The organism is Mycobacterium sp. ML4 (assembly GCF_054515735.1).
This window is the reverse complement of record NZ_JBTNSY010000011.1, coordinates 37,850-59,671: the sequence shown is the minus strand read 5'-3', so window position 1 is coordinate 59,671 and position 21,822 is coordinate 37,850. Positions and strand designations below refer to the sequence as shown.

Below are 21,822 nucleotides of genomic sequence, written 5' to 3'. Positions count from 1 at the left end.
GTCCGGAGCAACCTAACAATATGCCGAGTCCCACCGTCACCTCGCCGCAAGTAGCCGTCAACGACATCGGCACCAGCGAGGATTTTCTAGCCGCAATAGACAAAACGATCAAGTACTTCAACGATGGGGACATCGTCGAGGGAACCATCGTCAAAGTGGACCGGGACGAGGTGCTCCTCGACATCGGCTACAAGACCGAAGGGGTCATCCCCGCCCGCGAGCTCTCCATCAAGCACGACGTCGACCCCAACGAGGTCGTTTCCGTCGGTGACGAGGTAGAGGCCCTTGTTCTCACGAAGGAGGACAAAGAGGGCCGGCTCATCCTTTCCAAGAAGCGTGCGCAGTACGAGCGCGCCTGGGGCACCATTGAGGAGCTCAAGGAGAAGGACGAGGCCGTCAAGGGCACCGTCATCGAGGTCGTCAAGGGCGGCCTGATCCTCGACATCGGGCTGCGCGGCTTCCTGCCCGCCTCGCTGGTCGAGATGCGCCGCGTTCGCGACCTGCAGCCGTACATCGGCAAGGAAATCGAAGCCAAGATCATTGAGCTGGACAAGAACCGCAATAACGTAGTCCTCTCCCGGCGCGCCTGGCTCGAGCAGACGCAATCGGAAGTTCGCAGCGAATTCTTGAACCAGCTGCAGAAGGGCACCATCCGCAAGGGTGTCGTCTCCTCCATCGTCAACTTCGGCGCCTTCGTCGACCTGGGCGGGGTGGACGGCCTGGTGCACGTCTCCGAGCTGTCCTGGAAGCACATCGACCACCCGTCCGAGGTGGTGCAGGTGGGCGACGAAGTCACCGTCGAGGTGCTCGACGTCGACATGGACCGGGAGCGGGTTTCGTTGTCGCTCAAGGCAACTCAGGAAGATCCCTGGCGCCACTTCGCCCGCACCCACGCGATCGGGCAGATCGTGCCGGGCAAGGTCACCAAGCTGGTGCCGTTCGGTGCGTTCGTCCGCGTCGAGGAGGGCATCGAGGGTCTGGTGCACATCTCCGAGCTGGCCGAGCGTCACGTCGAGGTGCCCGACCAGGTGGTTGCCGTCGGCGACGACGCGTTGGTCAAGGTCATCGACATCGACCTGGAGCGGCGCCGGATCTCGTTGTCGCTCAAGCAGGCCAACGAGGACTACACCGAAGAGTTCGACCCGGCGAAGTACGGCATGGCCGACAGCTACGACGAGCAGGGGAACTACATCTTCCCCGAAGGCTTCGACGCCGAAACCAACGAGTGGATGGAAGGTTTCGACGCCCAGCGCAACGAGTGGGAAGCCCGTTACGCCGAGGCCGAGCGCCGGCACAAGATGCACACCACCCAGATGGAGAAGTTTGCTGCGGCCGAAGCAGCGGATCACGGTGGCGGTGGTCAGTCGTCGTCGAGTAGCAGCTCCTCGGAGAAGTCTGCGGGTGGGTCGCTGGCCAGCGACGCCCAACTGGCGGCTCTGCGGGAAAAGCTCGCCGGCAGCGCGTAAATACGCGCGGATGCTGCGCATCGGGCTCACCGGTGGCATCGGTGCCGGGAAGTCGGCGCTGTCGAAGACCTTCTCGGACTGCGGTGGAATCATCGTGGACGGGGATGTCATCGCACGTGAGGTGGTCGAACCAGGGACCGAAGGACTGGCGTCGCTGGTAGACGCCTTCGGCGAAGACATTCTCCGTCCCGACGGTGCCCTGGATCGGGCGGCCTTGGCGGCCAAGGCTTTTGCCGATGAGGAGGAGCGCAAAAAGCTCAACGGCATCGTGCATCCGCTGGTCGCCAAACGCCGCGCGGAGATCATCGAAGCCGTTTCGGGGGATTCCGTTGTCGTGGAAGATATCCCGTTGCTGGTGGAGTCGGGTATGGCGCCGCTGTTTCCGCTCGTCGTCATCGTGCACGCCGACGTCGAACTGCGGGTGCGGCGCCTGGTGGAACAACGCGGCATGACTGAGGACGACGCCCGCGCACGGATCGCCGCGCAGGCCAACGACGAGCAGCGCCGCGCCGTCGCGGACATCTGGCTGGACAACTCAGGCACCCGGGAAGAGCTGGTGCTGCGCGCACGCGACGTATGGCACAACCGCGTCCTGCCGTTCGCGCACAACCTGGCCGAGCGCCGTCCTGCCCGGGCGCCGGCACATTTGGCGCCGCCCGACCCGACGTGGCCGGACCAGGCCCGCCGCATCGTCAACCGATTGCGGACCGCGGGTGGGCATCGGGTGGTGCGAGTCGACCACATCGGGTCGACGGCGGTGCCGGACTATGACGCGAAGGACGTTATCGACATCCAGGTCACCGTCGAATCCCTGGACATGGCCGACGAACTCGTCGAGCCGCTGCTGGCCGCCGGTTACCCGCGCCTCGACCACATCACCCGGGACGCCGCCAAGGCCGATGCCCGCAGCACCGTACCCGACTTCGACCACAGCGATGATCCGGCGTTGTGGCACAAGCGTATTCACGCCTCCGCCGATCCCGGTCGGCCCACCAATGTACACATCCGGGTGGCCGGCTGGCCCAACCAACAGTTCGCGCTACTGTTCGTGGAGTGGTTGAAGGCCAATCCCGGCGTGCGCGAGGACTATATGGCCGTCAAGCGGGCGGCGGAAGCGCACGGGGGAGGCGACACGGTGCGGTATGCCACCGCGAAGGAACCATGGTTCCTCGACGCCTACCGGCGAGCGTGGGAGTGGGCCGACGCCGCCGGCTGGAAGCCCTGAGTCCGTATGCCGTTCGTCAGTGACATTCTGGGTCCGCACCGGCCGGTCGTTGACGAGGCGCCGCCGCTGGTGGCGGGTCGGCGGCGACGCACCAGCACCATCGACACCCATCCGGACGGGGCGCGAGGCTGCGTGGTCGACCTCCGGGCTCGCGACACGGGCAGCGCGGAGGTGCTGGGAGATGTCCGCGTCCAAGCGCACCTGATGGATCAGGTCATCGCCGAGATCTCCGCGACGCCGCAGGTCAGCGGTCTGGATCGGCTCCGCGGCTGTCATGTCGGCCGAGGGTTCCGGTCCACAATCGCCGAGCTGCTGCCCGAGGAGGTGCAGCGGGCCAGCTTGCTTCATCTGCTACTCGACGACTGGGTCGGGGCGGCGCTGGTGTCCGGATACGCGACTCAGCACGCGGCGATCGTGCTCGGCATCGAGCAGAAGGTGCCCGCCGGCGTCGCCGACCGCATGGCCGGGATCTGTGCGGGCTTCGCGCCGCAGGCGTCACTGATCACCTACACCCGCCGGCACGATGTCCTTCCGACGGGCCGGGGGCCGGTGGCGCCACCGCTGCGCGGCTTGCACGAGGTCGAGCCGCTTCGGGCGCGGGGCATGCGCAGGTTCCGGCGCCTCGATGTCTGGGCGGACGAGGCCGGTGCGGCGGCATTCGACGCGCACTTCCGCGATTCGCACATGGACGACGACCTCGTCGAGACGATCGTGCACGAATACACCGTGGCGGGCTCGGTCGACACCGCGACACGCACCATCACCTCGGTGGACGCCGAGGTGCGCGTGTTGCCGTGGGAGGAGTGCCCGGGGGCGATCGGCAGTGCGGCACGGGTCCGGGGCATGCCACTCGCCGAAGTGCGCGACCGTGTCCGCGGTGAATTCGTCGGCACCAGCACGTGCACCCATCTCAACGACACACTGCGTGCGATCGCTGATCTGGACGCGCTACTCGAGTATCGATGAGGTGTAATCGGACAGCACGATAACCGGGAGAGCGAGAAGCGAAGCCATGCGCACCGTCCATGTCGAAACCAGGCTGTCCACCAGCGCCGATCGCGTGTGGAGGGCAATGCTCTCTCCGGCCACCTTCCGCTACGTCTGCAAGGGCCTGTTCGCATTCCCCGCGCTCGCCGGGCGCACCGAGCAGTTGCGCCAGGGCGAGTGCGGCACGGGGTGGCTGATGGCGTTTCATGTCATCCCGGCCTACCGGCACACTATCGAGGTCGTCGACGTCGACGAGGCCTCCTTCACCATCCGCACCCACGAATACGGCGGAATCCTCAAGGCCTGGAACCACACCCTGCACGTGGAACCGCTGCAAGAAGGTTCGTGCCGCTACAGCGACACCGTCGACATCGATGCCGGCCTGCTCACCGGCTTGGTCGTGGCGATGGCCAAGGGCATCTACCGGTATCGGCAGCGCCGCTGGCGCAAACTGGCGCGCCGCGAACTCTCATAGCAGGGCATGCGCATTCCGGTCCCGGCGTTTGACCAGCAGCCACGTTTCGTCCTCGCCCTCCCGGATTCGCGTCATGGCGTACCGGCCACGCAACCGCTCGCCGTTGAGGTGGAACGAAACGTGCCCACAAGCTAGCCCTTTCGCCATAGCGTGACGGGTTCCGTTGGCGTACGTGCCGTAGTCCCAAACCACTACGCCGTCGGGACTGTGGCGGCCTTCGGGGATGAAGCCCTCGAATGTCGCATGTTCGAGCGGATGGTCTTCGGTGCGAAGGGCCATCCGCCGCTCCGCCAAGCCTTTCCGTATCGCCCACGACACCAGCACACCGTCGATTTCGAGCCGAAAATCATAACGGTCGCTGCGAGCCAGCTGGTGCTGCACGACGAAGCACGGTCGGTAAATTGTAGCTCGGCGTTGTCGTCGGTGGCGGCCGCCCGACTCATGGTTGCTCAAAGACATGCACAGTGGGTACCCGGCCGCGCCCGCCGAAAACTGTGGAACAGGCTACACCCCAGAAACCTCAGAGTCGTTGCAATTGAAACGCTTTCACGCTAAGCCCCGTCGCCAGCGCAGCGTCATACCTTGCCCGGCAAGCCAACTCGGCAGGTCATAACCGTGGCGGGCCAACCCGTCGACGGCGCTCATTGCGCGCCGGATGGCCAACGCCGCGACGTCCGGACTCAGCAGACCCTGACGCACCGCATCCAAAAGCTCATCGACGTCGGCCAACTCCGCGCCGGCCCCGGTGCGCACCTCGATGTCGAGGTAATGGTCTTCCGAGCGCCATACCGCATCGCCGGGTGTGTATTCGCCGATATCGAGATAGTAGTCATGATCACGTTCATGGCCAGGGTTGAAATGAAAGACCGTGACGCGCAGCCCCAATGACGGCAGCAGCCACGACTCCAGGTAATGGAACTGAGCGCGGCCCGGCGTGGGGCGGGCCACGTAGAGGCCCCACGGCCGCACGACGTACTCGTCGACCGCCCGCACGATGCCTTTGGGATCGGTATTGGTGCGGGCGGTCAGGTCGAACGCCTCGTGCTTCGGTGGATGGATGATCCGACCCTACCTACGAACGCGCAGTTTCCAGCGCACGAAGCAGGAATAAACTACCGAGAACGCGGTCAGTATTCCATGTCCAGCAACCAGATCTTGAACGTGTGCTGCCAGAACCTGTCCTGGGGAATCAGCGAACCGGGCACCAGGGACCGCACGCCGACCGTCCATACGGCCGCTGCGTAACCCCATCGTGCCGGCATCACCGTGGAAACCTGTTGCAGCACACTTCGATTGGTCACCGGCACCATCCCGCCGCACAGCACCGGCTGGGCCATGATCGACACCACGAACAGCGGCATGATCTGCTCGGTGGAGCGCACCACCGCCGATATGCCCGGTCCCAGCAGCGCCGAGGCCACACGCGTAGCGGCGAGCGCGAGGAACCGTTCGGCGGTGACCGCGACGTTCCCATGAATCAGCGCCAACCCGCCGCGGGTGGGCGCGCCCGTGCCCGCGATGACGATGACGGTAGCGATCGCGGCCTCCGGCTGTTCGCGCTGGCCGCCAGACCCGCCGCACCGGCGTCTCCGGCCGCCGCCCCCGCAGGGGTGGCCCCGACGCCGAACAAAGTTCTGACGGCACCTACCGGCTCGACCTCAACCGGGCGAGGCGCACCACCAACGGCACCCCGTCCGGCACGACGTGCTTAGGGGACTTCGGTCCCTACCCGCGGGCCAGGCGCCGTGGTTGCATCGAGAAATGGTGTCGGCCGGGTAGGCCGTCGCCGTCGTACCGGGCTGGGGTGCAGTGCGGCGGTATCTCGATGACCACAGGCAGCGAGGGCGGATTGCGTTGGAGAGCTTCGACTTCCGGGGATTGCCGATCACATATGAGCACACCGGGCAAGGTGCCCCGGTGGTCATGCTCCACAACGGTGGCTCGTCGCATGCCATCTGGGAGGAAGTAGCCAACAGACTTGCCGGCAAGTACGAGATCTTCGCCCTTGACCTGCTGGGGTTCGGCAACTCGGCCAAGCCCGGCGCGGGCTACACCTTGGGCAACTACGTAGCGATGCTGGAGGAGTTCGTCAGGTCACGAGGGTTGGAGAAGGTCGCGCTGGTGGGCAACTGCATGGGATGCGCCATCTCCCTGGCGTTCACCGAGCGCCATCAGGACCAGGTGATGGCCCTGGTGCTGTGCAACCCGCTCACCGAGTCGACCTTCCTGGGTGGCTGGTTGGGACCGTTGCTCTGGTTGCGGGAGCGGATGCCCGCAGTCAATCGGCAGGTGTACCGGGTGCTCGGGCACCTGAAGCTCACCAACGGCATCGGCTCGGTCGCCACCGCGTTCCAGCTGGGCCCCCGCGGCCGCGCCCTCAAAGTCCATCGCAGCGCCGCAATCTACGGTCCCTATGCGGCCACCGGCCAGCTGGAGTCGCTGCTCGGGGTGCTCGACGACCTGGAGAACTACGCGGTCATCGACAACCTCGCGCCGCAGCCTGGGTTTCCGCCCATCTGCACCATCTGGGGGCTGAAGAACAAGATCGTCTCGCCCAGGTCGGGACGTCGCCTGAATTCGACCCTCCACCCCGCACGCCAGGAATGGCTACCCGACTCCGGCCACCTGCTGATGCTGGAGCGGCCGGACGAGGTCGCGTCGATCATCGACGAGTTCCTGCAGCCTGACGCAAGGACGCAGGCCTGAGATGGACCCGTTCCCCGACGACATCTTCAACCTCGCCGACATCGTGTTGCGGGTAGCGCGCGAGGACCCGGATCGTGTCGCGGTCATCGACCTGGACGGCTGGGAGGGCTACGGCACGCGCCGCTACCAACGGCACACCTACGCCGAGCTGTCGGCCGACGTCGAGTCGGTCGCCGTGGGGCTGCGCGAGATGGGCATTGCCGAGCTGACCCGGATCGTCTGCATGTCGCCTCCCAGCTACGAGACCTGCGTCATGGGCGTAGCCCTCACTCGAGTGGGCGCCTTCTCCATCTGGATCGACCCCGCAGTCGGCTATCGCAACGTCGCGGAACGGCTCAGCCGTGTGCAGCCGGAGGCGTTCCTGGGCAACGCGCTCGCGCACCTCGGGCGGATCACGTTCGGGTGGGGTCCGCGCGACCTCCGCAAGCTTGTTCTCACGGAAAGCCCACTGGTGCCGGGCGGCCGAATCATCACCGGGTTTCCACCCTTCCCCGGCGCGCGATCGATCAGGTCGCTGCGAAAACACGCGCCTGCCGACCCTCAGCCGCCACGAGTCGGGCCGGACGATCCCTGCGCCGTTCTCTACACCACCGGCAGCACCGGGCCGGCGAAACCGTCGCTGTACCTGCACCGCAACTTCTGTCAGCTGTTCCGCAACGCGCACCACAGCTGGCGCTGGGATCCGGACCACGAGGTCCCGGTGGATATGGCCGTCTTCCCCGCGTTCCTGTTCATCCCCATCAGTGCCGGTGGCACAATGGTGGTGCCGCCCATCGACTTTGCCCGGCAGGGCCCCGCGCAGGTTGACTCGGCCGCCCTGATCCAGGTGATCAACGACTGCAAGGTCGGGTCGTTTTTCGCCGCACCGATCCTCATCGAGAACCTGGCCTCCGAAGCGCTGGCGCGCAACCTTACGATGCCCTCGTTGAAACGAGTCATCGGGGCCGGGGCGCCGATCTCCGGGCCGGTCGAACAAATGATGAACGCGGTGATGGCTCCCGACGGCGAGGTGGCGGCGAACTACGGAGCCACCGAGGCCATGCCGTCGACCGAGATTGGCAGTCGTGAGCACCTCGACGGCGTGTGGAATTTGACCGAGCAGGGTGCCGGCGTTTGTGTGGGCTACACCCTGCCGGGCGTCGAACTGAAGATCATCGACATCGTGGACGGTCCCATCGACTCCATCGCGGAAACATCGGAATTGCCCACGGGACAGGTCGGCGAAATTTTGGTGCGGGGTAGGCACGTCAGCCCCGAGTACTACCTCGACCCCGAGAGCACACACAAGAACAAAGTGCCTGACTCGCAGGGGGACTGGCACCGCTTCGGGGACGTCGGCTACCTCGACGCGCAGGACAAGCTCTGGGTCTGCGGTCGGGTGTCGCAGCGGGTGAAAACAGCCACCGGGAACCTATTCCCGCTGCAAGTCGAGCCGCTCTTCGACGCCCATCCCAAGGTGCGGCGAAGTGGACTGGTGGGAGTGCCCGCACCGGCGGGCGAGCTGCCAGTCCTCTGCGTCGAGGTCGAGCCCGATGTTGGCAAGAACGAACTCGCCGGCTTGCACCGGGAACTGCTCGCGCGGGCTGCAGATTCGGAAATGGCGAACGAGATCCACGCCGTTCTCTTCAAGCGCAGGCTGCCGGTGGATCCGCGCCACAACTCCAAGATCGAGCGCGCGCAGCTGGCCAAGTGGGCCGCCCGGCAGTTGTCGGGACCTCGCTCCCGCAGCCGGCGGGCCCGCCCGGTCGCTGAATACTCGCCTTCCCCGGATGTCAGTTCCGCGACTTCGGCGGTTACCGTTGTGCGCGACGCCCCGGTCCCATGAGTTACCGCTGGCAACACATCTGGACACGTTCGCACAACCAGTCCGCTACCGCCTGACCACGCCTGCAGCGCACCTGCGCACCCAGGCAACTTGTCAGTGTCGCCGACTACCCTGGCGAGCATGGCTTTCGCCACCGAACACCCAGTAGTCGCCCACTCGGAATACCGCGCCGTCGACGAGGTCGTGCGCACCGGCGCCCGCTTCGAGGTGGTCAGCCCGCATCAGCCCGCCGGCGACCAGCCGGCCGCCATCGATGAGCTCGAGCGCCGGATCAGGGCGGGGGAGCGCGACGTGGTGCTGCTCGGCGCCACCGGCACCGGGAAATCGGCAACCACGGCATGGCTGATCGAACGGCTGCAACGGCCCACCCTGGTGATGGCGCCGAACAAGACGCTGGCCGCCCAGCTGGCCAACGAACTGCGAGAGATGTTGCCGCACAACGCGGTCGAGTACTTCGTCTCCTACTACGACTACTACCAGCCGGAGGCCTACATCGCGCAGACCGACACCTACATCGAAAAGGACAGCTCGATCAACGACGACGTCGAGCGGTTGCGGCACTCCGCGACGTCGTCGCTGCTGTCCCGCCGCGACGTGGTGGTGGTGGCGTCGGTGTCGTGCATCTACGGCCTGGGTACGCCGCAGTCCTACCTGGACCGGTCGGTCGAGCTGCAGGTCGGCATGGAGGTGCCACGCGACGGGCTGTTGCGGCTGCTGGTCGACGTCCAGTACACGCGCAACGACCTGTCGTTCACCCGCGGCTCGTTCCGGGTACGCGGCGACACCGTGGAGATCATCCCGTCCTACGAAGAGCTCGCCGTGCGCATCGAGTTCTTCGGCGACGAGGTGGAGGCGCTCTACTACCTGCATCCGCTAACCGGCGAGGTGATCCGCCAGGTCGATTCGCTGCGAATCTTTCCGGCCACGCACTATGTGGCGGGTCCCGAGCGGATGGCGCAGGCCATCTCCACCATCGAGCAGGAGCTGGCCGAGCGCCTGGCCGAGCTGGAGGGGCAGGGCAAACTACTCGAGGCCCAGCGACTGCGGATGCGCACCAATTACGACATCGAGATGATGCGACAGGTCGGGTTCTGCTCGGGCATCGAGAACTACTCGCGACACATCGATGGCCGCGGTCCCGGTTCGCCGCCGGCGACGTTGCTGGATTACTTTCCCGAGGACTTCTTGATGGTCATCGACGAGTCGCACGTCACGGTGCCGCAGATCGGCGGCATGTATGAGGGCGACATGTCCCGTAAACGCAATCTTGTCGAATACGGTTTCCGGCTGCCGTCGGCCGTTGACAACCGTCCGCTGACCTGGGAAGAGTTCGCCGACCGGATCGGGCAGACGGTGTATCTGTCGGCTACTCCCGGGCCGTACGAACTCAGCCAGACCGGCGGCGAGTTCGTCGAGCAGGTGATCCGTCCGACCGGCCTGGTCGACCCGAAAGTCGTGGTCAAACCGACCAAGGGTCAGATCGACGACCTGATCGGGGAAATCCGCAAGCGCACCGAACGCGACGAGCGGGTGCTGGTGACGACACTGACCAAGAAGATGGCCGAAGACCTCACCGACTACCTGCTGGAAATGGGCATCCGGGTCCGCTACCTGCATTCCGAGGTCGATACGCTGCGCCGGGTCGAGCTGTTGCGTCAGCTGCGGCTCGGTGAGTACGACGTGCTGGTCGGCATCAACCTGCTGCGCGAGGGCCTGGACCTGCCCGAGGTGTCGTTGGTATCGATCCTCGATGCCGATAAGGAAGGGTTCCTGCGATCGGTGCGCAGCCTGATCCAGACCATCGGCCGCGCCGCCCGGAACGTCTCCGGTGAGGTCCACATGTACGCCGACAAGATCACCGATTCGATGAAAGAGGCGATCGACGAGACCGAACGGCGGCGGTTCAAGCAGGTCGCCTACAACGAGGCCAACGGCATCGATCCGCAGCCGCTGCGCAAGAAAATCGCTGACATCCTTGACCAGGTCTACCGCGAGGCAGACGACACCGACATCGAGATCGGTGGGTCCGGGCGCAATGCGTCACGCGGGCGGCGCGCCCAGGGCGAGCCCGGCCGCGCGGTCAGCGCCGGTGTGTTCGAGGGGCGCGACACCTCGGCGATGCCGCGCGCAGAGTTGGCGGACCTGATCAAGGATCTCACCGCCCAGATGATGGCCGCCGCCCGCGACCTGCAATTCGAACTGGCCGCCCGGTTCCGTGACGAGATTGCCGACTTGAAGAAAGAACTCCGCGGGATGGACGCCGCTGGTCTGAAGTGAGGCAGCCGACGGGGGGAGCCGGGAGCTGGCGGGAGCTGCTCGGCCAGCACCTGGGCACGTCCACGGTGCTGGCCGGCGGCGTGGCGATGTACGCCACCAACGAGTTCCTCACCGTCAGCCTGTTGCCGAGTGCGATCGCCGAAATCGGCGGTGACCGCCTCTATGCCTGGGTGGTCACTTTGTACCTGGTAGGTTCGGTCGTTGCCGCGACAACGGTCAACTCGATCTTGCGCCGTTTCGGGGCCCGCTCGTCCTTTCTGCTGGCTCTGGCCGTGTTCGGGGTGGCCAGCGTGGCGTGCGCGGCGGCCCCGACCATGGAGGTGTTGGTCGCGGGGCGCACCCTGCAGGGCGTGGCCGGCGGCACCCTGGCCGGCCTGGGATACGCGCTGATCAATGCCGCGCTGCCGCATACGCTCTGGACCCGTGGATCGGCGCTGGTGTCGGCGATGTGGGGCGTGGCGACCGTGGTGGGACCGGCGATGGGCGGTCTCTTCGCGCAGTTCGGCTTGTGGCGCTGGGCATTCGGCGCCATGGCCGTCCTGGCGGCGCTGCTGGGCATTCTGGTTCCCGCGGTCCTGGCGGCGAGCTCCACGACACCGAAGGACCCGACGGCAACCGCGCTGCGGGTGCCGGTGGGATCGCTGTTGCTGGTCGGGGCCGCCGCGCTGGCGGTCAGCGTCGCCCAATTGCCGCACAACGCTGCGGCGACCGGCGCACTTCTCGCGGTGGCGGTGCTGCTGGTCGCGGCATTCGTGGTCGTCGATCGGCGCAGCCGTGCAACGGTGTTACCGCCGAGTGTGTTCGGAACCGGCCCGCTGAAGTGGATCTACCTGACGCTCGCGGTGCTGATGATGGCCGTGATGGTGGACACCTACGTGCCGCTGTTCGGTCAGCGGTTGGGACATCTGACGCCCGTCGTGCCGGATTCCTCGGTGCTTCGCTGGCGATCGGTTGGACGGTCAGTGAGATCATCAGCGCGTCACTCACCAACCCGCGCGTGATCGGTGGCGTTGTCCTGGTTGCGCCGCTGCTGATGGCGGCGGGCCTCGCGTTCGGCGCCGTTACTCAACGGGCCGACGCATCGCACGGCCTCATCGTGGTATGGGCGGTGGCTTTGCTGGTCGCCGGGACCGGTATCGGGATGGCCTGGCCGCATCTGTCGGCGCGCGCGATGGACTCCGTCGACGATCCTTCCGAGAGTGGCGCGGCGGCGGCTGCGATCAACACCGTGCAGTTGATCTCGGCGTCCTTCGGTGCCGGCCTTGCGGGAGTGGTGGTGAACAGCGCCACCGGCGGCGAGTTGATGGAGGCCCGCTGGCTGTACGCGGTGTTCACCGTGCTGGCCGCGGTGGGCGTGCTGGCGTCCTACCGTGCGACTCGTCACGATCGCCGTCCGGCAGCGCGGTCACGGCCGCAAGACGCGACCTGACCCTGGTCAACGTCGAGCGCCTCCGCGTTGAGTTCGGTGAGCCACCAGTTTGTTCGTTACTGAGCCGCTCCCGCGCTGTAGTTCGCTGAGGTGGTGACCGCGTCGCACGGACCCGCCGAACAACGGGTCAGCCGGTCAGTTCTACCCGCCCAGTGGCTAACCGCGCTGTCTGACCGACCAGGGCAATTACCGCGTTGACTTGACCACTTGCGAGTAGTGGAACTGCCAGCGCTCCACGATGTGGAAGCCGAGGTAGCTGGGAAACAGGTACACCGGAGCCCGCCCGAAGGCCGTTCCCGGCGATAATGCTTGTCCCACTTGATGATCGGGCAGCGACTTGTCGCGGTTGGTGATCGTCCACAGCGCGGGGCACTTGTTGATCTTCGCCGTCGTCAGCCACACCGCGACGTGCCCATCCCACAGGGCACCGACTTTCGGCCCGTAGAAGCCACGCTCGACGTCTATCAGTGACCGGAAGGCTTTCGGCCGTGTCGCCAGCAGGGCGCGGATCGGGCCGGGTCGCCACGGCACTGTGTTGTCCACCAACAGACAGTCACCGGGGCTGGCGTGGGCGCTGATGACGTCGGCGACCTGACTGTAGTCCCATCCCTCCTTGGCATACGGCCCGCGCTGGGTGAAGTAGTAGTTGGGGAAGGCGGCCACGGCCAGAGCTACCACGAGGACGACCACCTGCCACGGCTTGCGGGCGATCGCGACGATGCCGACGGCCAGCACGACGGCCGCGCCGGGAGCGGTGAAGATCAGGTAGCGGGGGTAGTAGATCGGTTCGCTGACGGCCGAGTAGATCAGCACGGTGGCTGTGGGAAGGACCACCCACAAAGTGCTGATCAGTAACAGCCGGCCCGCCCCGTCCTCAGCCCGTGCCTTGCCGGCCAGACGCAGCGCGGCGGCGACGAGCACCAGCACACCGGCCAGGATCGCGAACGGGACGCTGTGGTCGAAGTACTGCCGGTGCACCACATCGAGAAAAAGGCTCCGATCCAGGCCATTGATCCATCCGACCTGCCATACCTGTTTGTGGGCAAACAGCATGAACGGCGTCATTGCGCCCAGAGCAACGGCTGAGCCGACGGCCAGCCAGATGACGGGCCACTTGCGTGTCCGTGGCGGCGCCAGTACGGGCAGGACCGCCGCATAGACCACCAGCAACAGCACCACGTTGACGTTGACCAGGATGGCCACCATCAGCACCAGCGAGTAGGAAACCCACAGCCGCGCGCGATTACGGCGCACCGCCGCAACCAGCAGGACCGTCAGCCACGCGGCGACCGCGACCACCAGCGCGGAAGAGCGGGCTTCGATACCCGCCCACGTCACCCGCGGCAGGACGGCGAAGACGGCGCCGGCGGTCAGTGCGGTCCCGCGCCCTGCAAACTGCCTGGCGAAGACGACAACGCCGGCCGCGGCGGCTCCGACGGCCAGCGCACTGGGCACCCGCGACCAGAACTCGGTAGGCGGAAAGATCGCGAACCAGCCGTGCATCAACAAGTAGTAGAAGCCGTGCACGGCATCGATGTGGCCCAGCAATTTCCACAGCTCAGGCAGCGTGCGGCTGGCTGCGGCCGAAATCGTCGCACCCTCGTCGAACCACAGCGACGGCCGGCCGGCCCACGCGCCGCTGATGAGCGTGGTGATCGCCGCAATCGCCCACGGGTCAAGGAAGCGGCCCCGCGGGTGCGCCCCGGCCGCCGGCTCGGCGTCGTCAGCCACGGCGTTTTCGACGATTGACACAGACATGATTGTTTTCAACTTTAAGTGCAAAGGGTGCCGGCGGCGTGGCGAAGCTACTGCCCGAGGCGGTCCGGAGTGACCCGCGCCGCAAACCTCTCCCGTCTACGTCCAGCAACGCGATAGTGTCTTGGGTTGGCGGAAACCGACACCTGGGAGGGTAAATGAGCGCCTATCAAACCGTGGTCGTGGGAACTGACGGCTCGGATTCGTCGATGCGCGCGGTGGACAGGGCAGCCAGGATCGCGGGGGCGGACGCCAAATTGATCATCGCGTCGGCGTACCTGCCGCAGCACGAGGACGCCCGCGCCGTCGATGCTCTCAAAAACGAAAGCTACAAGGTCACCGGCACCGGCCCGATCTACGAGATCCTGCACGATGCCAAGGAACGCGCGCACAACGCCGGCGCCAAGAACGTCGAGGAGCGGGCCATCGAGGGTGCCCCGGTAGACGCCCTGGTGCAACTCGCCGAGTCCGAGAAGGCCGATCTGCTGGTGGTCGGCAACGTCGGTCTGAGCACCATCGCGGGGCGACTGCTGGGCTCGGTCCCGGCGAACGTCTCCCGCAAGGCCAAGGTCGACGTGCTCATCGTGCACACCACCTGAGATCGGGCCCTTTACCAGCCGCGCTGGCGCCACTCTTCGATGTGCGGGCGTTCGGCGCCTAGAACCGTGTCGTCACCGTGGCCGGGATAGATCACCGTGGCGTCGTCGTACACGTCGAAGACCCGGGTGGTGACGTCACCGAGTAGCTGTTCGAAGTCGCCCTGCTGCCAGGTCTTGCCGACTCCACCCGGGAACAGGCAGTCACCGGTGAACAGATGGGTCACTCCGCCGGTGGCCGGCCCGTCCAGCGCCAGCGCGATGGACCCCGGTGTATGTCCACGCAGATGGATCACGTCGAAAGTCAGCTCACCGATCTGGACCGACTCGCCGTTTTTCAGCAAACGATCCGGTGGTACCGGAAGTGGCTCGGCGTCGATTTCGTGGGCGGCCGTCGGGGCTCCGGTGGCTTGCACGACGGCTTCCAGCGCCTGCCAGTGGTCGAAGTGTTGATGGCTGGTGAGAATCAGCGTCAGCTTCGGTGCGTACCGCCGCACCAGGTCGATGAGGACGTCGGCGTCGTTCGCGGCGTCGATCAGCAGGGTTTCCCCGGTTGCGGAACAGGTGATGAGGTAGGCGTTGTTGTCCATGGGGCCTACCGAGGCCTTGACGATCGTCGCGCCGGGCAAGGTACGTCGGGCCGCGGTGCCCGGTTCGACGTGTCCGGTGTAGTTGTCACTGAGCTCAGGGGCAGCGGTCATACCCCTGCACGCTACTTGGTGGCAGGCGCCCCCGGGGCGGCTTGGCCGCGTCGCTGTCGGTGGGGACACCTAGCATGGAATGCGGCCCGCGCTATGAGTCTTCACGGCCCGCGCCACTACGCGATCATCTGAAAGGGGCAGCGTGGCAGACCGCCTCATCGTTAAGGGCGCACGCGAGCACAACCTGCGCAGCGTCGACCTTGACCTACCCCGTGACGCCTTGATCGTCTTCACCGGTCTGTCCGGCTCGGGTAAATCTTCGCTGGCGTTCGACACCATCTTCGCCGAGGGGCAACGCCGCTACGTCGAATCGCTGTCGGCCTACGCCCGCCAGTTCCTGGGGCAGATGGACAAGCCCGACGTCGACTTCATCGAAGGGCTGTCGCCGGCGGTGTCGATCGACCAGAAGTCGACGAACCGCAATCCGCGCTCGACAGTCGGCACCATCACCGAGGTTTACGACTACCTGCGGTTGCTGTACGCACGCGCCGGCACCCCGCACTGCCCGATCTGCGGTCACCGCATCGCGCGCCAGACGCCCCAGCAAATCGTTGATCAGGTGCTGGCGATGGACGAGGGCATCCGTTTCCTGGTGCTTGCCCCGGTGGTGCGTACCCGCAAAGGCGAGTTCGCGGACCTGTTCGACAAGCTCAACGCCCAGGGCTACAGCCGGGTGCGGGTCGACGGTGTGGTGCACCCGCTGACCGAGCCACCGAAACTGAAGAAACAGGAGAAGCACGACATCGAGGTCGTGGTCGACCGACTGACCGTCAAAACCAGCGCCAAGCAGCGGCTCACCGACTCCGTGGAGACCGCGTTGAAGCTCGCCGACGGCATCGTGGTGCTGGAATTCCCAGATCACCGGGATGAACACGACCACCCGCGTGAGCAGCGTTTTTCCGAGAAGCTGGCCTGCCCGAACGGGCACGCCCTGGCCGTCGATGATTTGGAACCGCGGTCGTTTTCGTTCAACTCGCCCTACGGTGCCTGCCCGGAATGCGTCGGACTGGGCATCCGCAAGGAGGTCGATCCCGACCTGGTGATCCCCGATCCCGATCTCACCCTAGCCGAAGGCGCCGTGGCGCCGTGGTCGTCGGGCCACACCGCCGAGTACTTCACCCGGATGATGGCGGGTCTGGGCGAGGCGCTCGGGTTCGACGTCAACACCCCGTGGCGCAAGCTGCCGGCAAAGGCCCGCAAGGCGATCCTGGAAGGGCCCGACGAGCAGGTACATGTGCGGTACCGCAACCGATACGGACGCACGCGGTCCTACTACGCGGAGTTCGAAGGCGTCCTGGCGTTCCTGCAACGCAAGATGGCCCAAACCGAGTCCGAACAGATGAAAGAACGCTACGAGGGTTTCATGCGGGACATCCCGTGCCCGGTGTGCGAGGGCACACGGCTCAAGCCGGAGATCCTCGCGGTGACCCTGGCTGGGGAGTCCGAGGGGGCGCACAGCCCCAAGTCCATCGCCGAGGTCTGCGAGCTGTCGATCGCCGAGTGCTCGGATTTTCTGAACGCGCTGACCCTGGGCACTCGCGAAGCGGCGATCGCCGGGCAGGTGCTCAAGGAGATTCAGTCCCGGTTGGGGTTCCTGCTCGATGTCGGGCTCGAGTACCTGTCGCTGTCGCGCGCGGCGGCCACGCTGTCCGGGGGTGAGGCACAGCGCATCCGGCTGGCCACCCAGATCGGCTCCGGGTTGGTCGGGGTGCTCTACGTGCTCGACGAGCCGTCCATCGGGCTGCATCAACGCGACAATCGGCGCCTCATCGAAACCCTCACCCGGCTCAGGGATTTGGGCAACACCTTGATCGTCGTCGAACATGATGAGGACACCATCGAACATGCCGACTGGATCGTCGACATCGGCCCCAGAGCGGGCGAACACGGTGGGAACATCGTGCACAGCGGTCCCTACAGCGAGCTCTTGCGCAACAAGGACTCGATCACAGGGGCGTACCTGTCGGGCCGCGAATCCATCGACGTCCCCGCGATACGACGGCCGGTTGACAAGCGCCGTCAGCTCACCGTCGTCGGCGCTCGCGAACATAACCTGCGCGGCATCGACGTGTCCTTCCCGCTGGGTGTGCTGACCTCAGTGACCGGCGTTTCCGGTTCCGGCAAATCCACGCTGGTCAACGACATCCTGGCCTCCGTGCTCGCAAACCGGCTCAACGGCGCACGGCAGGTGCCCGGCCGCCACACCCGCGTCACCGGCCTGGACCACCTGGACAAGCTGGTGCGGGTGGACCAGTCACCGATCGGACGCACCCCGCGGTCCAATCCGGCCACCTACACCGGTGTGTTCGACAAGATCCGCACCCTGTTCGCCGCCACCACCGAGGCCAAGGTGCGCGGCTACCAGCCCGGCCGGTTCTCGTTCAACGTCAAGGGCGGACGCTGCGAGGCGTGTACCGGCGACGGCACCATCAAGATCGAGATGAACTTCCTGCCCGACGTCTACGTGCCGTGCGAGGTGTGCCAGGGTGCCCGCTACAACCGGGAAACGCTGGAGGTGCACTACAAAGGCAAAACCATCTCCGAGGTACTGGACATGTCCATCGAGGAGGCCGCTGAGTTCTTCGAGCCGATCAGCGGTATCCACCGCTTTCTGCGCACCCTTGTCGATGTCGGACTGGGCTACGTGCGGCTGGGCCAACCGGCTCCCACGTTGTCCGGCGGTGAGGCGCAGCGCGTGAAGCTGGCCTCCGAGCTGCAGAAGCGCTCCACCGGCAGGACCATCTACGTCCTGGATGAGCCGACCACCGGCCTGCATTTCGACGACATCCGCAAGCTCCTGAAGGTCATCAACGGCCTGGTGGACAAGGGCAACACGGTGATCGTCATCGAACACAACCTCGACGTCATCAAGACCTCGGACTGGATCGTCGACATGGGTCCGGAAGGTGGCGCCGGGGGCGGAACGGTAGTGGCGCAAGGCACTCCGGAGGACGTGGCCGCGGTGCCGGAAAGCTACACAGGGAAGTTCCTGGCGGAGGTGGTGGCCTCGTCGACTCCCAGGCGCGCCACCGCCAAGCGGCGCAAGGTGAGCGCATAATAGAACCGCGCTGTGCCGGTAAACTCCGCGGCGTGGGCGAACTGTTTCAAGTTGACCTGGACACGTTGCACAGGCTCGGTGCCACCCTGGCCGGACACGCGGACGCGATCGCCGAGTTGAAGCTCACTGCCATGGTCGAAATGCCGGGCTCGCCGGTCCAAGCGGCTTCCGATCAGGTCGCCGACACCGTCATTAAGGGGTTTGGCGTGGTCGGTGCAGGTATCCGCCGGATGGCCGATGCGGCGACGACTGCGGCGACGACGTACGAGGCAGTCGATCAAGGATTCGCCGACCAACGGCGCCAGCACATCAGCGGCCACTACCCACGGTGACCACGATCAGCCACGTGCGCGGCTGCAAGCCGGAGTCGATGATGGCTTTCGCGAGGGACTTGAGCGCACAGAGCAATACCTTCACCGGGCGGGTCGAGCGGATGGACCGCGACGTGGACGCGGCGATGGACAGCTGGAAGGGGGAGGCCGCGAGCGCTACGTCGGTTCGTGCGATGTCGGAGAAGCTGGCCGCCAACCACCTCGGCTCGGCGGCGGTCGCGTTGGCGGACACCTTCAACACCTACGGCGGACGGTTGAGCGGGTGCCGCGACGCGCTGCTGAACGTCGTCGACGGTGACATCCCCGCCGCGGGAATGACCGTGGACGACGAGGGCAATGTCAAGGCGCCGCAGGTGCCGGGTGCCAGGTCTGGGGATCTGCTTGCCTATTTGTTGCAGGGACAGCTCGACAGTCAGGCAGCTGGTTTCCAAACCCGCGTCAAGAACCTGCTGACCCAATTCGGAGACAACGAAACCCAAGCGGCACAAGCGATTTCCGCCGATAGGCAGGACCTGACCGGCTACCAACAGCACCCTGACGGTGCGCCGGTCCGTCCGCAAGTGCAAGCCATCCTCGACGGCAGGGTCCAGCCGCCCCCGACCCGAAGCAATTCCACGACTTCTGGACGGCATTGACGCCCGCCGAAAGGATGCGCTCTACCAGCACGACCATTACATCGGAAACCGCGATGGTATGCCGGCCGTCGATCGGGACTACTACAACCGAGTGACCCTGGCCGACGAGTTGGCTCGGGCCCGCTCCTCCGCCGCACAGGCCGATGCTCTGCGTGCTCAGCATCCCGATTGGGCGGCCGGCAACAACGTTCCTTCACCCAACGAGCCGGGGGCGCTCTTCGATGATCGCGTTGCCTACGAGGCATGGCAACGCCGCTACGATGCCGCGCTGGCCGGGACGAAAAACCTGCCGGATCTGGTAGCCGTCGACAAGACCGTCAGCGGCAAGCCCGACCGCAAGCTGTTGCTGCTCGATACTCAAACCGGTCGACAAGCCCATGCCGCCATCGCGGTCGGGGACCCCGACACCGCCACCCACGTCTCGGTGACCGCCCCCGGGTTGAACACCACGGTGCACGGCGCGATCGAGGGGATGGGCGAAGAAGCTAGGCTCGTCCGCGACGAATCCTTGCGCCAGCTTGCGAGAACAGGGCATACACATGAAACGGTTTCAGCCATTGCCTGGATTGGTTATGACGCGCCGCAGATCCCGGAGACGGATTCTAGCGGGAGGGTGCTAGCCGGCGCCTGGGACGTCAGCCACGACGACCTCGCCCGGGCCGGGGCGTACAACTTAGCCGGCTTCTACGACGGGATAGGGGCCGCCCACGACGGTGACCCCGCGCATCTGACGGCAATTGGGCACTCGTATGGCTCGTTGACCACCGGGCTGGCCTTGCAGGAACCCGGTGACCACGGCGTGTCCGACGCTCTGTTCTACGGTTCACCGGGTATCGAGGCCTCCACTCCGCAGCAATTGCAGGTGCAGTCCGGACATGTCTATGTCATGGAAACGCCGGACGATCCCATCCAGCTCACCTACGACGCTCCGCCGCTCGTCCATGCCGGCGCGCCCTTCCTGCCGTATCCGTTCAATGTTGGCGCCTTGGGCGGGTTGTCGGTCCTGGACGTGTCGGGAGCCGGCCAGTTCGGGCCCAACCCCGCGACCAACCCCGAGTTCACTCGGCTGGGCACCGGTCCTGTCACTATTTCGGACGGCCACGGCGGCACCCTCAACTTGGAGGGTGCCCACGGCCACAGTGACTATCCACGTTGGGGTGCCAACAATCTGCCGCGTACTACCGGCTACAACATCGCCGCCATCGTGGCCGGCCTGAGCAACCGGGCTATCCCAGGGAGCTGACGACGCCAATATGACTTTTCATTTCAACCCGGGTCGGTGCCTGCTTCTGTGCATTGCGGCCCTTGTTGCACTGATTGGACCGACAGGATGCCACGTGGACACACCCTTTCCGCCCACCCCGCCGTCGGAGGCCGCGCAGGCCCTTCAGCAGCTGAAGTCGCTACCCTCGCTCGAGGACACCACAGCCCAAGTGGCGGCCGCAATGGACGAGATTACCGCAGCTGCCAGCGTCTTTATTCCCTCGATCAGATGGGAAACACCTTACGAGGGTTCCGCGGGCAACTGTCTGCGCCCATACGAACAGACGGATGGACAGAGCATAAATCTGCCCCACCGCGTGGCAGAGAATGTCGCAGTGTCGGAGCGGGACTGGGCAGCCATCGTCGAGGTGGCGAAGGAGTCTGCTGCCAAGCTCGACGCTACGGACGTCGCGGTGATGAAGGACCAGCCGGCGGATCACGACGTGTGGTTCACCGGACCGACCGGCATTTTTATCAAGATCGGGTACGCGGGCAGTTTGGTTGTCTCGGGTTACACCGGATGCCGTTTGCCCCGTGACAAGAAGGGCGGGTGAGGGGTGGTCGGAAGCCAAGATTTCGAGGAGCTTGGTCTGAAGGTGCAGCGGGCCCAGTCTGCGGTGGAGCAGGTCCGCGGTGTCGGTATGGCCGACGGCATTCGGGTGGTGGTTGATGCCGAGAACCGGCTGCTGTCGGTGAACGCGCCCGACGAAGACGCCATTGTGGTCGCCTACAACGCCGCGGTGGACGACGTGCGGCCCAAGATCGAGGACGCGATGCGTGAGGTCCGGGGCGATCCTCGGGTGGAGGCGATGTCGACGTTCGTCGCTGCGAATTCGGCCCGGCTGCAAGCCGAGCGTGCGCGCCGCCTGCGTGAGATCGAGGAAGATGATGACGCCTACTACGAAGAACAGTATCGACGAGGCTGGCTTGAGCGCTGAGTCACCGCTGTAGCGGTACGGACTTCTGCCGGGGGCTACCAGCCGGCGTTCAGCGGTGCTACCCACCCCGAGTTCACCCGCCCGGCGCCCCGGGCGTGCGAGGGTGCCCACGGCCATAGTGACTATCCTCGCCAGGGTGCCAATAACCTGCCGC

At 65.8% G+C, this 21,822-nt stretch carries 19 protein-coding genes and 1 pseudogene; 15 read left to right on the top strand and 5 right to left on the bottom strand.

Translation table 11 applies throughout. The features are described from left to right. Positions 1-20 precede the first annotated feature (20 nt). The 4 genes from rpsA to ACX9NE_RS14310 are packed head-to-tail and all read left to right on the top strand — an operon-like array spanning position 21 to position 4,153. Positions 21-1,466, top strand: coding sequence for a 30S ribosomal protein S1 (rpsA, locus tag ACX9NE_RS14325; protein WP_459363801.1), 1,446 nt, complete (start codon positions 21-23; stop codon positions 1,464-1,466). A 10-nt stretch (positions 1,467-1,476) separates the two neighbouring features. Then, positions 1,477-2,691, top strand: coding sequence for a dephospho-CoA kinase (gene coaE, locus ACX9NE_RS14320; protein ID WP_459363800.1), 1,215 nt, complete (start codon positions 1,477-1,479; stop codon positions 2,689-2,691). A gap of 6 nt (positions 2,692-2,697) precedes the next feature. Further along, positions 2,698-3,657: a DUF2889 domain-containing protein gene (locus ACX9NE_RS14315; RefSeq protein ID WP_459363799.1), complete on the top strand. Its 960-nt coding sequence runs from the start codon at positions 2,698-2,700 to the stop codon at positions 3,655-3,657. 46 nt (positions 3,658-3,703) lie between these two features. Next, positions 3,704-4,153: an SRPBCC family protein gene (locus ACX9NE_RS14310; protein ID WP_459363798.1), complete on the top strand. Its 450-nt coding sequence runs from the start codon at positions 3,704-3,706 to the stop codon at positions 4,151-4,153. Here the strand turns inward: ACX9NE_RS14310 and ACX9NE_RS14305 are convergent. The 3 genes from ACX9NE_RS14305 to ACX9NE_RS14295 form a co-directional block, all read right to left on the bottom strand. Beyond that, on the bottom strand, positions 4,148-4,534 hold the full coding sequence (locus tag ACX9NE_RS14305) for a DNA polymerase ligase N-terminal domain-containing protein (RefSeq protein ID WP_459363797.1): 387 nt from the start codon (positions 4,532-4,534) through the stop codon (positions 4,148-4,150). The two genes, ACX9NE_RS14310 and ACX9NE_RS14305, sit on opposite strands and share 6 nt — an antisense overlap. A gap of 165 nt (positions 4,535-4,699) precedes the next feature. Further along, on the bottom strand, positions 4,700-5,146 hold the full coding sequence (locus ACX9NE_RS14300) for a DUF402 domain-containing protein (protein ID WP_459363796.1): 447 nt from the start codon (positions 5,144-5,146) through the stop codon (positions 4,700-4,702). Between the two features lie 134 nt (positions 5,147-5,280). Further along, complete coding sequence (locus ACX9NE_RS14295) at positions 5,281-5,640, bottom strand: hypothetical protein (protein ID WP_459363795.1); 360 nt, start codon at positions 5,638-5,640, stop codon at positions 5,281-5,283. 436 nt (positions 5,641-6,076) lie between these two features. On the opposite strand from ACX9NE_RS14295, the gene ACX9NE_RS14290 reads away from it, so the two are divergent. The 4 genes and pseudogenes from ACX9NE_RS14290 to ACX9NE_RS14275 all read left to right on the top strand — a co-directional run bounded on the left by ACX9NE_RS14290 (position 6,077) and on the right by ACX9NE_RS14275 (position 12,390). After that, the gene (locus ACX9NE_RS14290) at positions 6,077-6,859 is read left to right on the top strand and encodes an alpha/beta fold hydrolase (RefSeq protein ID WP_459363824.1); all 783 of its coding nucleotides are present in this window, start codon (positions 6,077-6,079) and stop codon (positions 6,857-6,859) included. Between the two features lies 1 nt (position 6,860). After that, on the top strand, positions 6,861-8,684 hold the full coding sequence (locus ACX9NE_RS14285; protein WP_459363794.1) for a fatty acid CoA ligase family protein: 1,824 nt from the start codon (positions 6,861-6,863) through the stop codon (positions 8,682-8,684). Positions 8,685-8,804: 120 nt separating this feature from the next. Next, positions 8,805-10,961: an excinuclease ABC subunit UvrB gene (gene uvrB, locus ACX9NE_RS14280; RefSeq protein ID WP_459363793.1), complete on the top strand. Its 2,157-nt coding sequence runs from the start codon at positions 8,805-8,807 to the stop codon at positions 10,959-10,961. Then, positions 10,958-12,390 (top strand): annotated as a pseudogene (locus tag ACX9NE_RS14275) (MFS transporter). Before uvrB ends, ACX9NE_RS14275 begins: the two are co-directional and overlap by 4 nt. 186 nt (positions 12,391-12,576) lie before the next feature. Here the strand turns inward: ACX9NE_RS14275 and ACX9NE_RS14270 are convergent. Beyond that, the gene (locus tag ACX9NE_RS14270; protein WP_459363792.1) at positions 12,577-14,148 is read right to left on the bottom strand and encodes a mannosyltransferase; all 1,572 of its coding nucleotides are present in this window, start codon (positions 14,146-14,148) and stop codon (positions 12,577-12,579) included. Between the two features lie 155 nt (positions 14,149-14,303). Between ACX9NE_RS14270 and ACX9NE_RS14265 the strand changes: the two genes are divergently transcribed. Next, a complete protein-coding gene (locus ACX9NE_RS14265; RefSeq protein WP_459363791.1) occupies positions 14,304-14,744 on the top strand; it encodes a universal stress protein in 441 nt (146 codons plus the stop codon). Positions 14,745-14,755: 11 nt separating this feature from the next. Here ACX9NE_RS14265 and ACX9NE_RS14260 read toward each other — a convergent pair whose 3' ends face one another. Further along, a complete protein-coding gene (locus ACX9NE_RS14260) occupies positions 14,756-15,442 on the bottom strand; it encodes an MBL fold metallo-hydrolase (RefSeq protein WP_459363790.1) in 687 nt (228 codons plus the stop codon). Positions 15,443-15,584: 142 nt separating this feature from the next. On the opposite strand from ACX9NE_RS14260, the gene uvrA reads away from it, so the two are divergent. The 6 genes from uvrA to ACX9NE_RS14230 all read left to right on the top strand — a co-directional run bounded on the left by uvrA (position 15,585) and on the right by ACX9NE_RS14230 (position 21,668). After that, positions 15,585-18,500, top strand: coding sequence for an excinuclease ABC subunit UvrA (gene uvrA, locus ACX9NE_RS14255; protein WP_459363789.1), 2,916 nt, complete (start codon positions 15,585-15,587; stop codon positions 18,498-18,500). 32 nt (positions 18,501-18,532) lie between these two features. After that, a complete protein-coding gene (locus ACX9NE_RS14250) occupies positions 18,533-18,832 on the top strand; it encodes a hypothetical protein (RefSeq protein ID WP_459363788.1) in 300 nt (99 codons plus the stop codon). Next, positions 18,829-19,467 carry a WXG100 family type VII secretion target gene (locus ACX9NE_RS14245; RefSeq protein ID WP_459363787.1) on the top strand — a complete coding sequence of 213 codons (639 nt, stop codon included), beginning with the start codon at positions 18,829-18,831 and terminating at the stop codon, positions 19,465-19,467. Before ACX9NE_RS14250 ends, ACX9NE_RS14245 begins: the two co-directional genes overlap by 4 nt. A gap of 58 nt (positions 19,468-19,525) precedes the next feature. Next, positions 19,526-20,710, top strand: coding sequence for an alpha/beta hydrolase (locus ACX9NE_RS14240; protein WP_459363786.1), 1,185 nt, complete (start codon positions 19,526-19,528; stop codon positions 20,708-20,710). A 94-nt stretch (positions 20,711-20,804) separates the two neighbouring features. Then, positions 20,805-21,284, top strand: coding sequence for an LppA family lipoprotein (locus ACX9NE_RS14235; RefSeq protein WP_459363785.1), 480 nt, complete (start codon positions 20,805-20,807; stop codon positions 21,282-21,284). Between the two features lie 87 nt (positions 21,285-21,371). After that, positions 21,372-21,668 (top strand): hypothetical protein, encoded by a 297-nt coding sequence (locus ACX9NE_RS14230; RefSeq protein ID WP_459363784.1) that lies wholly within the window; start codon positions 21,372-21,374, stop codon positions 21,666-21,668. The last annotated feature ends 154 nt before the right edge of the window (positions 21,669-21,822 follow it).

Coding starts and splice junctions, on each gene's coding strand:
- rpsA (WP_459363801.1), top strand. CDS start 21: ATGCCGAGTCCCACCGTCACCTCGCCGCAAGTAGCCGTCAACGACATC.
- coaE (WP_459363800.1), top strand. CDS start 1,477: ATGCTGCGCATCGGGCTCACCGGTGGCATCGGTGCCGGGAAGTCGGCG.
- ACX9NE_RS14315 (WP_459363799.1), top strand. CDS start 2,698: ATGCCGTTCGTCAGTGACATTCTGGGTCCGCACCGGCCGGTCGTTGAC.
- ACX9NE_RS14310 (WP_459363798.1), top strand. CDS start 3,704: ATGCGCACCGTCCATGTCGAAACCAGGCTGTCCACCAGCGCCGATCGC.
- ACX9NE_RS14290 (WP_459363824.1), top strand. CDS start 6,077: ATGCTCCACAACGGTGGCTCGTCGCATGCCATCTGGGAGGAAGTAGCC.
- ACX9NE_RS14285 (WP_459363794.1), top strand. CDS start 6,861: ATGGACCCGTTCCCCGACGACATCTTCAACCTCGCCGACATCGTGTTG.
- uvrB (WP_459363793.1), top strand. CDS start 8,805: ATGGCTTTCGCCACCGAACACCCAGTAGTCGCCCACTCGGAATACCGC.
- ACX9NE_RS14270 (WP_459363792.1), bottom strand. CDS start 14,148: ATGTCTGTGTCAATCGTCGAAAACGCCGTGGCTGACGACGCCGAGCCG.
- ACX9NE_RS14265 (WP_459363791.1), top strand. CDS start 14,304: ATGAGCGCCTATCAAACCGTGGTCGTGGGAACTGACGGCTCGGATTCG.
- ACX9NE_RS14260 (WP_459363790.1), bottom strand. CDS start 15,442: ATGACCGCTGCCCCTGAGCTCAGTGACAACTACACCGGACACGTCGAA.
- ACX9NE_RS14240 (WP_459363786.1), top strand. CDS start 19,526: ATGCCGGCCGTCGATCGGGACTACTACAACCGAGTGACCCTGGCCGAC.
- ACX9NE_RS14230 (WP_459363784.1), top strand. CDS start 21,372: ATGGCCGACGGCATTCGGGTGGTGGTTGATGCCGAGAACCGGCTGCTG.